The 13,399-nt window shown below is 51.9% G+C and carries 15 protein-coding genes; all 15 read left to right on the plus strand.

Translation table 11 applies throughout. The features are described from left to right. The first annotated feature begins 198 nt into the window (after window positions 1–198). Window positions 199–501 carry a hypothetical protein gene (locus B145_RS0121865; protein WP_018610242.1) on the plus strand — a complete coding sequence of 101 codons (303 nt, stop codon included), beginning with the start codon at window positions 199–201 and terminating at the stop codon, window positions 499–501. Further along, window positions 482–1,891 carry a phage terminase large subunit gene (terL, locus tag B145_RS0121870; protein ID WP_018610243.1) on the plus strand — a complete coding sequence of 470 codons (1,410 nt, stop codon included), beginning with the start codon at window positions 482–484 and terminating at the stop codon, window positions 1,889–1,891. Before B145_RS0121865 ends, terL begins: the two co-directional genes overlap by 20 nt. A gap of 3 nt (window positions 1,892–1,894) precedes the next feature. Then, complete coding sequence (locus tag B145_RS0121875) at window positions 1,895–3,229, plus strand: phage portal protein (protein WP_018610244.1); 1,335 nt, start codon at window positions 1,895–1,897, stop codon at window positions 3,227–3,229. A 32-nt stretch (window positions 3,230–3,261) separates the two neighbouring features. Next, window positions 3,262–4,245 (plus strand): HK97 family phage prohead protease, encoded by a 984-nt coding sequence (locus B145_RS28895; RefSeq protein WP_018610245.1) that lies wholly within the window; start codon window positions 3,262–3,264, stop codon window positions 4,243–4,245. Window positions 4,246–4,375: 130 nt separating this feature from the next. Continuing rightward, the gene (locus B145_RS0121885) at window positions 4,376–5,887 is read left to right on the plus strand and encodes a hypothetical protein (protein WP_018610246.1); all 1,512 of its coding nucleotides are present in this window, start codon (window positions 4,376–4,378) and stop codon (window positions 5,885–5,887) included. Between the two features lie 63 nt (window positions 5,888–5,950). Continuing rightward, the gene (locus tag B145_RS26660; protein ID WP_018610247.1) at window positions 5,951–6,154 is read left to right on the plus strand and encodes a hypothetical protein; all 204 of its coding nucleotides are present in this window, start codon (window positions 5,951–5,953) and stop codon (window positions 6,152–6,154) included. Between the two features lie 5 nt (window positions 6,155–6,159). Then, entirely contained in the window at window positions 6,160–6,699 is a 540-nt protein-coding gene (locus B145_RS27870) for a phage head-tail connector protein (RefSeq protein ID WP_018610248.1), read from the plus strand. A gap of 2 nt (window positions 6,700–6,701) precedes the next feature. Further along, window positions 6,702–7,055, plus strand: coding sequence for a hypothetical protein (locus B145_RS26670; protein ID WP_033407906.1), 354 nt, complete (start codon window positions 6,702–6,704; stop codon window positions 7,053–7,055). Then, a complete protein-coding gene (locus tag B145_RS0121905; protein ID WP_026259376.1) occupies window positions 7,052–7,477 on the plus strand; it encodes a hypothetical protein in 426 nt (141 codons plus the stop codon). Before B145_RS26670 ends, B145_RS0121905 begins: the two co-directional genes overlap by 4 nt. A 43-nt stretch (window positions 7,478–7,520) precedes the next feature. Next, window positions 7,521–8,294 carry a major tail protein gene (locus B145_RS0121910; RefSeq protein WP_018610250.1) on the plus strand — a complete coding sequence of 258 codons (774 nt, stop codon included), beginning with the start codon at window positions 7,521–7,523 and terminating at the stop codon, window positions 8,292–8,294. Window positions 8,295–8,297: 3 nt separating this feature from the next. Next, complete coding sequence (locus B145_RS0121915) at window positions 8,298–8,633, plus strand: hypothetical protein (protein WP_018610251.1); 336 nt, start codon at window positions 8,298–8,300, stop codon at window positions 8,631–8,633. After that, entirely contained in the window at window positions 8,630–8,917 is a 288-nt protein-coding gene (locus tag B145_RS0121920; RefSeq protein ID WP_018610252.1) for a hypothetical protein, read from the plus strand. The genes B145_RS0121915 and B145_RS0121920 overlap by 4 nt, the downstream gene beginning before the upstream one ends. Then, window positions 8,910–11,963 (plus strand): phage tail tape measure protein, encoded by a 3,054-nt coding sequence (locus B145_RS0121925; protein ID WP_018610253.1) that lies wholly within the window; start codon window positions 8,910–8,912, stop codon window positions 11,961–11,963. The genes B145_RS0121920 and B145_RS0121925 overlap by 8 nt, the downstream gene beginning before the upstream one ends. Further along, complete coding sequence (locus B145_RS0121930) at window positions 11,960–12,553, plus strand: DUF2460 domain-containing protein (RefSeq protein WP_026259378.1); 594 nt, start codon at window positions 11,960–11,962, stop codon at window positions 12,551–12,553. The genes B145_RS0121925 and B145_RS0121930 overlap by 4 nt, the downstream gene beginning before the upstream one ends. Next, window positions 12,550–13,398 (plus strand): DUF2163 domain-containing protein, encoded by an 849-nt coding sequence (locus B145_RS26675; RefSeq protein ID WP_018610255.1) that lies wholly within the window; start codon window positions 12,550–12,552, stop codon window positions 13,396–13,398. Before B145_RS0121930 ends, B145_RS26675 begins: the two co-directional genes overlap by 4 nt. Window position 13,399: the final 1 nt, after the last annotated feature.

A 13,399-nucleotide genomic window follows, 5' to 3' on the forward strand; every position in this document is an offset into this window, starting at 1 on the left:
CTGATATACTTCATTCCATAGTGTTAATCAATGCGCCCGGACCTCTTGTGAGTTCCGGGCGTTTTCTTTTGTGCGCGATTCCGCGCATATCTCTGTACGTCTGTTTTATTAACGCTGTTTGGGTTCCAAAGAGCGTACCCCGCCCGGCGTAGCCGGGTGTTTGATTCCCCGATTCCATTTCCAGAACAAGGCATTCTCATGGCAACAGGCAAAAAGTCCACCTGCCGCGCGGCGGGCGTGGCGCAGAGCGTTGGCGCAGATTTGCGCATGCTTGCCCAGACGCATGGCGCAGAAGCTATCTCCCGTTTGGTCGAGCTGATGACGCACGCCGAGAGCGAGACAGCAAGGATTGCCGCTGCACGTGAGCTGCTAGACCGTGGCTATGGCAAAGTCATGCAAGCGGTGGAAATGAGTGGGCCGGGCGGAGCTGCGGTGTTACATGCGATGGTAACCCCCGAACAACTGGAAGCGGCCGTGCGTAATGTCCGCGACAAGTATTAGCCCCGCCGATCAGCTCGCCGCCATTGGCTGGGCGCGGCAAGATCTGTATGAGTTTGCACGTTGGATGTTTTGGCGCCGTAAGGGTTACCGCTGGCAGCGTGCACGGCATCATCGCATTTTGTGCGATGCACTCATGCGGGTGTTTCGTGGCGAGTGCAAGCGTCTTATCATCAATATGCCGCCGCGTTACTCCAAGACTGAGCTGGCTGTTGTCAACTTTATCGCCTGGGCACTGGGGCAGGCACCGGATGCGGAATTCATCCACACCAGCTATTCTGCACCATTGGCTATCCATAACAGCGCCAACATACGCGAGTTAGTACAGCACGAGGCGTATGCAGATATATTCCCTGATCTTCAACTTTCCAGCCACGCCCAGCACCATTGGAAAACCACTGCGGGTGGGGTGATGTATGCCACCGGCGCAGGCGGTGCAATTACCGGATTTGGTGCAGGCAAGCATCGTGAAGGTTTTGGCGGCGCAATCATTGTAGATGACCCGCATAAAGCGGATGAGGCACGTTCCGATGTCATTCGTCAAGGCGTGATTGACTGGTTTCAAAATACACTGGAAAGCCGCAAGAATAGCCCACAGATGCCCATCATCGTAATCATGCAGCGATTGCATGAGCGCGATCTGGCGGGTTGGCTTTTGGCAGGCGGCAATGGTGAAGTGTGGGAACATCTGTGCTTGCCTGTGTGGAATGACGATGGCACTCCACTCTGGCCAGAAAAGCACGACGCTGAGACATTGCAGCGCATGGAAGAGGTTGCGCCCTACACGTTTGCCGGACAATATCGGCAGCAACCGGCGCCGCCCCAGGGTGGAGTCATCAAGCCCGAGCGTATCGAAGTCATTGATGCCCTGCCGGCTCAGCGTATCGAATGGCTACGCGGATGGGATTTGGCGGCCAGTCCCAAGGGAGATTACACCGTGGGTGCCAAACTTGGATGTTTGCCCGATGGCCGCTACCTGATTGCAGACATGGTGCGCGTGCGCTGCGGGCCGGAAGAGCGTGATGCCATGTTGCTGGCTACTGCCAAACGCGATGGCTATGCAGTACGGATTAGTCTTCCGCAAGATCCTGGTCAAGCCGGCAAGACACAGGTGCGTTACCTGACGCGTGCCTTGGCAGGCTACACAGTGCAATGCTCGCCCGAGAGTGGCGATAAATTCACGCGCGCTACACCGCTGGCGGCTCAGATCAATGTCGGCAACGTATTGATGCTGCGTGCGGCGTGGAACGATGCGCTGATTAACGAGATGCGGCTGTTCCCGAATGGAAATCATGACGACCAGATAGACGCACTAGCCCGCGCATTCTCAGGACTGATCGGCGCCAACACAGGCATGCTCGACTGGATTCGGGCGCAATCACGAAGGGATTGATAGATGACATATCGCAACACACAAGGCTCCAACATTGAGCCAGGCCTTGTTACGCGCATTGCAACCGGGCTGCGCTATGCCCTGACAGGTGCCGCACCAAATGACTGGTTCGGCCCAATGCAGCCAATGGCCCCCGCATTGAATATGCAACAGGCTGAGGAAGCAGGCGTGGCGGGGCGGCAGTTTGATTATCGTACAGGTTACAACGTCAGCATACGTCCTCGTTCGGAAGAGGCTGTTGGTTTTGATCAACTGCGTGCCTTGGCCGATAACTTCGATTTGCTACGTTTGGTCATCGAGACCCGAAAGGATCAACTCTGTGCCTTGCCGTGGTCGATCCGGGTTCGCCAAGACGGCAGTCATGGAGATGCGCGTTGCCGTAAAGCAGAGACGTTTTTCTCGATGCCAGACCGTGAGCATACCTGGGACGAATGGTTGCGCATGCTGCTTGAAGATCTCTTTGTGCTTGATGCCCCCACAGTGTACGTAAGGCGCACGAATGGTGGTAGTTTGTATGCGCTGGAACCGATTGACGGTGCAACAATCAAGCGCATTATCGATGCCACCGGGCGTACTCCGCAAGAAGGGGCTGCCTACCAACAAGTCCTCAAAGGTGTGCCAGTCGTCGACTACAGTCGAGAAGAACTTATTTACAAGCCCCGCAATCTTCGTACCCATAAGGTATATGGATACTCGCCTGTGGAGCAGGTGATCAACACCGTCAATATTGCGTTACGGCGTCAAATCTCCACACTGAACTACTTTACCGAGGGCACTGTACCGGATGCCCTGGCTGGTGTTCCGAGCGATTGGTCGGTACAGCAGATTCGTGAGTTTCAAGATTACTGGGATATGCTGCTCACAGATGACATGGCCAGCCGTCGTAAGCTCAAATTCGTTCCCGGCGAAATAGCTAGGAACTTCCATGAAGTCAAACAACCTCCACTTAAGGATATGTTTGATGAATGGCTGGCCCGAGTGGTTTGCTACTGTTTTGCAATTGATGCCACACCATTTGTAGCACAGGTCAATCGTTCCGTAGCAGAAACCAATCGTGAGCAATCCTTGGCGGAAGGTCTTGCACCGATGCAGCAGTGGGTAAAGTCACTCATTGATCGCCTGCTGGCGCAATGTCTGGACGAGCCGGATTTGGAATTCGTTTGGCAAGAAGGTGACATCGTCAGCCCACAAGTTCGACAACAGGTTCTCTCTGGTTATGTGGGTGCCAAAATCATGCATCCGGATGAAGCCCGTAGCCAAATCGGCTTGCCACCACTGACTGACGCACAATGGGCAAAGATGTATCCACAAGATGCCAAAAAAGATTTAAGGCTGTAGCCTGACTCCATCATTTATTTAGGAGATAGAAAATGCGTTTATACGCAAAAATTGAAAAAACCGAGAAACAGAACGATGGCACCCTTAAGGTTTGGGGTTATGCCAGTACAGAGACGGTCGATTCCGACGGCGAAGTAGTCAGTGCCTTGGCCATCAAAGCGGCTTTGCCAGAGTATCTCAAGTTCGGAGCAGTACGCGAAATGCATCAGCCGATTGCAGCGGGTACTGCGATTGAGGCTGAAGTCCTGGCTGATGGGCGCACTTGGTTCGGCGCCCATGTAGTAGATCCCGTTGCAGTCAAGAAGGTCGAATCCGGTGTGTATAAGGGTTTTTCGATTGGCGGCAAGGTGACAGCACGTGATGAGATCAACAAAAATCTGATTACTGGTTTGCGTTTGGTCGAAGTCTCGCTGGTGGATCGCCCGGCCAACCCCGAGGCAGTATTCACCATGTTCAAGGCCGATACACAGGTAGCGGGAAAAGATTCCGAGCCCGTCAATAACGAGGACGATACGCAGGCCGAATTGTCCAGCTCAACCCGAAAGGCATTGAAAGCGCTGATGGCGGCATGCCAAAGCGTACAGGATGCGCTGACCGAGCTGGGGTGTGATCGTGAAGACATCGGACAGGATGAAAACGACATAGGTGCTGAAGGCCAAGACCAGGAAGATCCGGACGTCAAGGAAGAAGTGTCTGGCAAAAGTGCGCTTATCGAGCGCCAGCGCGTAGCCCGGATTGCCAAGGCCGCAGCGATTGCCGTGCCGCGCAATGCAGATGCGGACGATTTGCTTAAAGCCTCTATTGCCGAGCTGATGACACTGCGTAAGCAACATAGCGATCTACTCGCCAAGGCAGAGTCACCGCGTGTAGCACTGCATGGTGTAGCCGTGGGTAAGTCAGAAGATGGCATAGGTCTGGCGCGTGGCCCGCGTCCGGTCGTGAAGAGCGATGGTGTGGCTGATGAGGTGGCTACTTTGGTCAAGGCTGCGCAGGCAAGGCCGGTAAGCTTTGGATAAGAGATTTCACACTCCGCTGGTGATTGCTGCGAGAGTGGGAAACGCCTTCTGTCTGCATGAGGGAGATCAAACGTCGGAGCATTCCGGCAGATGCATGTAAAAATGCAAATGGCAACTTAAAGGAGAAACAATGGGCGCCATCAAGATGAATGAGCTGTTGGAATTGGTGAAAACCTCTCAAGCTCACGCAACAAATGATATTGCCAAAAACTTTACCCAGCCTGGAAGCGCAACGGCGGGTATTCAGGGCTATGACTTGGAAGCCCCGTCTCGAAAGCTCTACCCAGTCCTATGCCCACTACGTAATACCATTCCTCGCGTGGGAGGCGGGTTCTCATCGCAGGCAAACTGGCGGGCGATTACCGGCATCAATACCACGCGGGTACGTGCGGGGGTCAGTGAAGGGCAGCGAGGTGCACAAACCCAACACAGCAGCGCGGAATATTTCGCCGCCTATCGTGGGATTGGTCTGGAAAAATCGGTGAGCTTTGAGGCCGACTATGCTGCACAAGGGTTTGAAGATGTGAAAGCACTGGCTGTGGCCCAAACGCTAGAAGGCTTGATGATTGAAGAGGAGATGTTGCTGCTCGGAGGCAATACCTCCAACATGCTTGGAGTAACGCCCACGCCAACTCTGAGTGCCTCCACAAGTGGTGGGGCACTCGGTGCCCAAACGCTGTCTGTGATCTGCGTGGCTTTGGGGTTGCAATCCTATTGGGATGTCGCTGGCATCAACAATGGACAAAGTGGGGGGGCATTCAATGCCGCCAATGCGCAGATCCGTACTCAGATTGTGCGCACCAATGCTGATGGCAGTACTGATACGGTAGGGGCGGGTACTGCACAGAAGAGTGCTGCAGCCAGCGTGGCTGTGAGTGGCTCAAATGCTTCCGTTTCAGCCTCTGTCACCCCGGTGCGCGGTGCGGTAGCCTATGCTTGGTATTGGGGTGCGGCGGGGACTGAGGTGCTGGGAGCCGTGACTACTATCAATTCAATTGTCATAAATTCCCCGGCAACTGGTACACAGACCGCAGCATCTTTGCCTGCTGCGGATTTCTCAACCAGTTCATTGGAGTTTGATGGCTTGTTGACGATTGCCAGTAAGAGCAACCTCGGGGGGTATTACAACACCTTCTCTACTGGCACACCCGGTGTTGGGACTTCGCTTACTGCTGGCAGCGGCCGTGTGGTGGAAATCGATGCTGCGTTAGCAAATTTCTATGACAAGTATCGCCTGCAACCGGACAAGATCTATTTGAACTTGCGTCAATTCAAGAAAATCACGGATCTTGTGCTGGGTTCGGCCAACCCGAACGTGATGTTTACGGTGGATTCTGCCACGGCTGTCGATGTAGTGGCAGGTCGCAATGTGGGTAAGTATCTTTCCCCGATTACCGGTGAAGTACTTGATCTGATTGTGCATCCGAACCTGCCTTCGGGGACCATTTTGTTCCGTACCACGCGCGTGCCTGCGTATCTGGATGGCGTACAGGACATGTGTCGCGTGCGTACCCGACGTGATTACTACCAGATTGAATGGCCTCTGCGGACTAGAAAATATGAATATGGAGTTTATGCAGATGAAGTCCTGCAGCACTATTTCCCGCCATCTCTCGGTGTGATCACCAATATTGGCGGCTGATTGCCGTCTGTCTAAACCATAAACCCCGCCGTGTGCGGGGTTTTCATTTCAGTAAGGATCAATATGGAAACTATCAAACTGATGGCACCAGATGGCGTAACCGCAGCCTCATTTGGTGGGCAGGAATACCTCGTTGATGCAGAAGGCGTTGTTACAGTTCCTGTCGAAGCTGCGTTGACATTGTATGGCTTTGGTTATGGTAATGCACCAGAAGACAAACCGGTGCGTAGCCGGTCCCGTAAAACCGCATCGACGGACTCGGACTGATTGCGATGACTGCACTGATCACCTTGGATGCTGTCAAGGCCTATCTGGGCTTGGGCGCTGTGCCCAATGCGTCTCAGGATGCTTTGTTGGTTGCCTTGATTGAGCGTGCTAGTGCGGCTATTGAGAACTACTGCCAGCGGAAGCTGACGCTTGAGGCACGTACCGAATGGCGTAATGGAAACAACTCGAATTGCATGATTCTGCGAGATGCGCCTATTCAGTCGGTCGAGGCTGTGTCGATTGATGGTCAATCGACCCCTGTAGAAGCAATTTCTCTTGTCGGCCGCACCATACGACTCACAAATCTAGTGTTTCGATCTGGCATAAGTAACGTGCGCGTTGATTACACCGCAGGGTTTGAAGCAATTCCTGCCGATATGCAGCAAGCGTGTATTGAGACTGTAGCGTTGATGTTTCGCCGCCGTGATCACCTGGATGTCAGCAGCAAAGCACTTGCTGGGGAGACCATTAACTATATTGTCGATGAATTGACACCCTCTGCGCGCAGGATTCTTTCTAACTATCGTATTGTCGCAGCGTTCTAAACATGATTCAGGTATCTATTACAGGAAATGACGCGGTCTTGGAGCGATTGGCGCAACTACCTTCACGAATCCAGGAGATTTCACAGGCCTGCATGCAACAGACAGCATCAAGCCTTGATAGCCAATTGCGAAGCGTTGCCGCAGATCATAGCCAAGTTTGCGGTGAATTGAGCTTGCCTGTCAGCCTGGAAGCTGTAGCGGCGGAGTCTCCGGAATCTAAACTTGCTCAAGCCAAAGCAAGACGGGGCTTGCAGGGTAAAGGTATTGCCAATGACGTTTCTGTATCGCTGACTCAGGCCCGAAGCATATTCACTAATGCCTTGCAGGAGGGGATTGCCGAGGTGATTTCATCATGAATCGTGAAGCAATTTATTCCACACTATGGTCGCGTGTGTCACAACTCCCTGGATTTGTGACAGCCAGCCGACGTCTTCGTCACTGGGCCGATGTGGATAGCCTTGCGCAACCGGCTCTCTTTATGGTGCAAGGCAGCGAAGAAGTCGTGACGCTGACTGGTGAGCCTTCGCGTTGGCGGATGACCGCCAAGTTCTATCTCTATGCGCGTACAGATGGTGATATACCGGCAGGTGTAGTGCTTAATCCCCTGCTGGATTCAGTATGTGTAGCGGTAAGTGATTTTAACCCCATTACAGGCCGCAGTACCTTGCCTGTTGAGGGTGTTTCCCACTGCCGGGTCGAGGGGGTAATCCAAACCGACGAAGGTAGCCTGGGAGATCAGGCTGTGGCCATTGTGCCTGTCGTCATTCTAGTTAGCTGACCTGCATGCAGCGGCTACATTTTTCCTTACAAGGAGTAATACAATGCAATTGACATTTGGCTCGGGTGAGCTGTTTGCCCAAATGATCCGCGATGCTGCGGGTAACGTCATTACTAATCCCACGCCGATCCGCATTGCTGGTCTGCAAGAACTCTCGCTCGACTTCTCGGGTGAACTCAAGGAATTTTACGGTCAGAATCGTTATGCGCTTGCTACGGCCATGGGCAAGGTGAAGACGACCGGGAAAATGAAGGGCGCTTTGATCAATGGCCTGGCCTTGAACAACCTGTTTTTTGGCAACAACATGGCCACCGGCACAATGAAAGCTCTGTATGCTGATACCAACGGCATCGCTATTCCTTCCTCCACGCCATACACGATTACAACTACCCCATTGAACAGCGGTACTTTCATCGAGGATCTGGGTGTAGTCAACGCCAATGGTCAGACCATGGTGAAAGTTGCAGCTTCGCCAGTTAGCGGACAGTACAGTGTGGATGCTTCCGGTAACTATGTGTTTGCCGCTGCCGATGCAGGCTTGCAGGTCTATCGCAGCTATTCATACAGCTATTCCCTGGCCAGTGCCAAGCAGATTACGCTTAACAATATCGCAATGGGCCAGGCGCCGCAAATCAAGATTGCTTACCTTGCACAATACCAGGGCAAGAAGTGTCTGGTTGAGTTGGAGTCCATCACATCAACCAAGTTGCATATGTTCTCTGCAAAAAGCGATGACTTCAGTGTTCCGGAAATTGATTTTTCCGCTTCTACCGATGCAGCAGGTTTCAAGCTTGGCACTATCTGGGTACAGGAGTAATTCATGAGTATTGTCAAAATAAAAGGGATTCCCGTCGAGTTGGGTGGCCAAACTTATGTGGTGCCACCCATCGCGCTTGGTGCTCTGGAACAGCTGCAATCGCGCATTACCAATTTTAGTGGCGATGTCAGCGATATGGCACAGGTTTCCACTGTGATTGATGCCGCTTTTTCTGCACTGCGTCGCAACTACCCGGATCTCAAGCGTGATGAAGTGGCTGATTTGATCGATGTTGCCAATATGGCGATTGTGTTTGAAGCAGTGATGGATATTTCCGGCCTGAAGCGTCGCAGTACTGAGGAAGCCGACAAGTTGGGGGAAATTCAGCCGGGGGTTTGACGGACTGGGGTGAATTGTACGCCCACGTCATAGCCGTGACTGGCTGGACGTGGGATTACGTTGCCGAAAACGTCGATCTGCCTCGGCTGGAGGCATTGAATCGTTATTGGGCGCAATTGCCACCATTGCATCTGATGGTGGCCGCCTATTTGGGTATCAAGCCGAAAGAACAGGAGCCTGTCATCAAGGACCTGCAGGATCAATCTTTGATCCCGGCCACGCCGATGCCTGCCGATGCATTTGAAGCCTTGTTGAAGGCTAAGGGGCTGAAAATTGATGAGTGAAGAAAACGGAATTGAGATTAAGCTTTCAGCGGATACCAATGAAGTACAAGGGGCATTGGAACAGGCTGGAGAAAAGGTTAAAGAACTCAACGACGTCATTAACGAATCATTTGCCGAGATGGCTGGCAAGGTCAAAGACGCTTTTGACCAAGTTGGTGAAACGCTTGAAGGTGGTGGCAAGGCTGGTGAAGAAGCATGTTCTTCAGTTGGAGAGTCTGTCCAAGGTGTTGTTTCGTCACTTAACTCTCTATTTGAGGTGGTTTCAGGGGATAGTGAAGCCAAGGTCGGAGAGCTTGTAGAGTCCATCAAGAGTTTCTCAGAGGCCTGTGGTGAAGCTTCCAGTGGCGAGGCCGGCAATTTGTCGGAAGGGGTTCGCCGATCTGGCGATGCTGCACAAGCGGCGAAAACGCAGATGAGCACGATGACCCAGACTGTGGTGACCATGAAGACTGAGTTTGAGTCTACACGGACAACGGCCAATTCAACTAGCGAACAAATGCGTGCTGTCGGAGTAAGTGCACAATCTGCGCGAGGGCAGATCACCGGTGCTGGTGATGCAGCACAGCTTGCATCAAGTCAGTTGGCGACTATGAGCAGAGCATCGCAGTCGAGCAGTACTGAATTGTCTTCTATACAAACGGTGGCTACATCGGTAAGGACAGAGATTACGTCTACCGCCTCAGGCGTGAGGAATGCTGGTTCACAATTGGGTGAAACCGGTTCAGCTGCGGGTGGCGTATCTTCTGCTCTGAAGCTGGTTGGTGGTCAGTTCGCGGCTTTTGCACAAATGGCTGTGGCTGCTTATCAAGCCATGAAACAGTTTGCCGATATGTCGGCGAAGATGACTAAGGAATCGGTTGACCTTGGGCATACGCTGGGTATTAGTACAACAGAGGCATCTACACTCAAGTTTGCTATTTCAAGCCTTGATGGAGATTCATCAAGCTATGTCAAGTCAGTAGAGAATATCAATTCGGCCCTTCATGAGAATGAGTCTTCCTTGAAAGGCATGGGAATACATACTCGGGATTCGACAGGTCATTTGCGCGATGCGAAAGATGTGTTGGTTGATGCTATTGCCGTCATCAATCAGCATAAGGAGGGCCTGGATCGCAATGCAGTATGCCAGAAGCTGCTCGGGATCAGTATCAATGAAGCTGACAGTCTGATGCAGCTAAACAATGAAACCCTGAAGAAGGCTCGTGAACAGCAGGAAAGTCTGGGCTTGGTTGTTGGGAAGGAAAATGTTGAGGCGCAGGAGAAATATCAAGAATCCATGAAAAACATGGATGCTGTGACCCAAGGTCTTCAGAAGACTATTGGGGACGTGGTGATGCCTGTTGTGACAGAAATGGGCGATTGGTTTTCCTCTATTGGCCCGGCTGCAGTGACGGTTACTCGTGGAGCAGTGGGTGGATTGACTGCTGCGTTCTGGTATTTACGCAACGGTGTAGTAACGGTATGGGAAGTTTGTGTTGCTGCAAACAAAAGCATGTCGGAGATATTTGTCGCGCTTGGAGAGAGTTTTAGCAAGGCTCTTCGGGGCGATTTTTCTGGGGCTAAAAGTGCCCTCCAGAGCCATTGCAATAGCATTAATCAAGTCTGGGATGAAGCCATGAAAAAGATGGTTGAATCCTCTCAAAAGACTAATAGTGAAATTGAAAAGGTATTCCTGCCGACTGTTACTCCTACGGATAAGCCTAATACCAAGGGCAAAAAGCAAAAGGTAAGTGGCAAAGGAGAGGGAGGAAAAAGTGCTCAGACGGGGGATTCTCTCAAGCAGATCAAGCTTGAAGAGGAAGTGGAGAATAAGAAGTTTGAGCTAAAACTCATCACTGAAGAAAAACTTCTCGAAAAGAAAGAAGAGTTTGCTAATCGGAGTTATGCCATAGAGCTTAAGGCGCTCATGCAGGAAGCTGCATTATATGGGGAAAAGACCGATGCCCACAAGAGCGCTCTTGCGAAGATCATGTTGCTGGAGATCAGCCACAAGCAAGAATTGGAGGCAATTGCAGGCCGCAAGAAGCAGCCTGACGATAAAGGCGAGGACAGCAAGGCCACTGAAGCAGAAGCAAATGCCTTACGAGAAGTTCAAATCGATGAGAGTATTGCCAAAATTCAGCTTGAAAATAAAATCATTGATCAGAAAAAGATGCTTGAATTGGAGGAACAGTTTGAGAATCGTCGCTATGAGATCAAGCTCAAAGGTTTGAAGGAACGTATGGCCTTGGCGGCTAAGGATAGTAATCAAGCGGAGGCCGATAAACTTTCAAAAGAGGTTGAGCAACTGGAGTTGGGTCATCAGCAGAAGCTCAAAGCTATCAAGGTGCAGGGTAGTAATGACAGCGGCAAATTTCTTACCACAGCAATGAAAGACTTGGAGAAGAACCTAGGGAACGTGTGGCAATCCCACATCGATAAGATGATCAAGGGTGATTTTAAGTGGAAGAATGCTTACAAGGATACGGTCTCTGCTGTGCGTTCATGGTTTGTTAGTAATGTCAAGAAAATGGCGGTCGAGTGGTTGTTGGGTGAGGAATCCAAGAGTGGAGCTACATTGGCGGGGATTGCTACCAGGGAGGCGGCAGAACTTGCAGCTTCCGCAAAATCAGTAGCTATCTGGGCTGCGTCTGCGATCAAGAATATTACTACTTCTGCTTGGGAGGCGATGGCTGGGGCATGGAAGGCTATGGTTGGGGTACCGTATGTAGGTCCTGTTTTGGCGATTGCAGCGAGTGCGGCGGCGTTTTCAGGCGTTATTGCGTTGGCCAGCAATGTCAAGTCCGCATCAGGTGGGTATGACATTCCCGCTGGCGTGAATCCCATGACCCAACTCCATGAGCAGGAAATGGTGCTGCCTGCGCATATTGCCAATCCCCTGCGTTCTATGATCGCAACAGGGGGTGACGGTGGTGGTGGGGGGGGAGATACACATGTGCATATTTCTGCAGTAGATGCCAAGAGTGTGAAACGCCTGCTCCGCGATAATGGCCGAGTAATTACCGATGCCGTGAAAGGAGCTGTGAAGGATGGGTATCGAGCATGAACATTTTTCCTATACTTCCAGGAATGGATATTGCTATTCACCGTCAGCCAGAATGGCAAACAAGTATCAAAGAAGCATGGTCTGGAGTTGAAACCACTATCGCGCAGCGGGCGTGGCCACGTTGGCGCTTTTCTTTGCAATTTGAAATTCTACGTGCATCAGATGGTGAAGTGGCGACTCTGGCGGCGTTTTTCAACAGCCAGCGGGGTAGTTTTGGCACATTTCTTTTCCAGGATCCTGAGTACAACTCGGTAAGCAATCAACAGTTTGGCATGGGGGACGGAAGTGCCACGTTGTTTCAGCTAAATCGCCCGATCAATACTTGGTTGGAGCCTGTGTGGGCAATAGCAGGCTCACCTGTGATCATGAAGGATGGTGTGGCACTGACCAAGCAAGCTGATTATGTTATCGGCACGACGGGGCAGGTGCAATTTACCTCTGCTCCTGAAGCTGGAGCGGCGTTGAGCTGGACGGGAAATTACCTGATTCCAGTACGGTTTGCCGACGACAAGCTGGACTTCGAGCAAATTTTCTCTGGATTGTGGAAGAGTGGGAAAGTAGAGTTTATCAGCAAGGTGTATCCAACATGATTACGACTACGAAGGCACATATTGATTTGCTTGGAACCCGCAATTTTTGGGCGGTGGATTTGTATGAATTTTTGTTTATGGATGGCACTGTGCTGCGTTATGCAAATGCTGGATTGTCCGTTTCATACAATGGCAATACTTATCAAGGCGGTGGTCCTTTGATTGAGCGTGACAGTGTGCGCGTATCTCGTGGCCTGGACGCGGATGATTTGAAGCTGGAAATTCGCCCAAAGGATGAAGATACTCTGTTTGGCCTGCCCTGGCGTGAAGCCTGTGCGAATGGTGCGTTTGATGGGGCGAGTGTGACGCTGTATCGGGGCCACGCCGCCCAACCCGGTGGGTCGATTGTTGGTGCTGTGATGCGTTTTTCCGGCCCCGTGGATGGGGTGGAAATTGAGCAGGATATCAGTATTACGGTGAAGAGTACGCTGGCACAGTTGTCTCGGGTGTTTCCGCGTGCTGTGTTCCAGCCTGCGTGTGATCGTACTATTTTTGACGGGGGGTGTACTTTGTCTCGCACAAAGTATCAGGTTACTGGGGCTTTGCAGGCGGGGAGTTCCCAGTCAAGGCTCCTGACTGCGTTGACACAGGATGCAGGTTACTTTGATGGCGGAGAATTGCGATTTACCTCGGGATTGAATGCGGGTGCTCGGCGCACGGTGAAACAGCATGTTGTGGGTGGAGTCATGACGCTTGCCTATCCTTTGCCTCGCGCAGTATCACCAGGAGATTCCTTTGTGATCTGGCCAGGGTGTGATGGGACCTATGCTCGCTGCCAAAAGTATGACAATACGGCCCACTTCAGAGGGGAGCCTTTCATTCCAGCTCCAGAAACTGCGTATTGAG

Origin of the sequence: Uliginosibacterium gangwonense DSM 18521 (assembly GCF_000373965.1) — a bacterium.
Lineage (GTDB): Bacteria > Pseudomonadota > Gammaproteobacteria > Burkholderiales > Rhodocyclaceae > Uliginosibacterium > Uliginosibacterium gangwonense.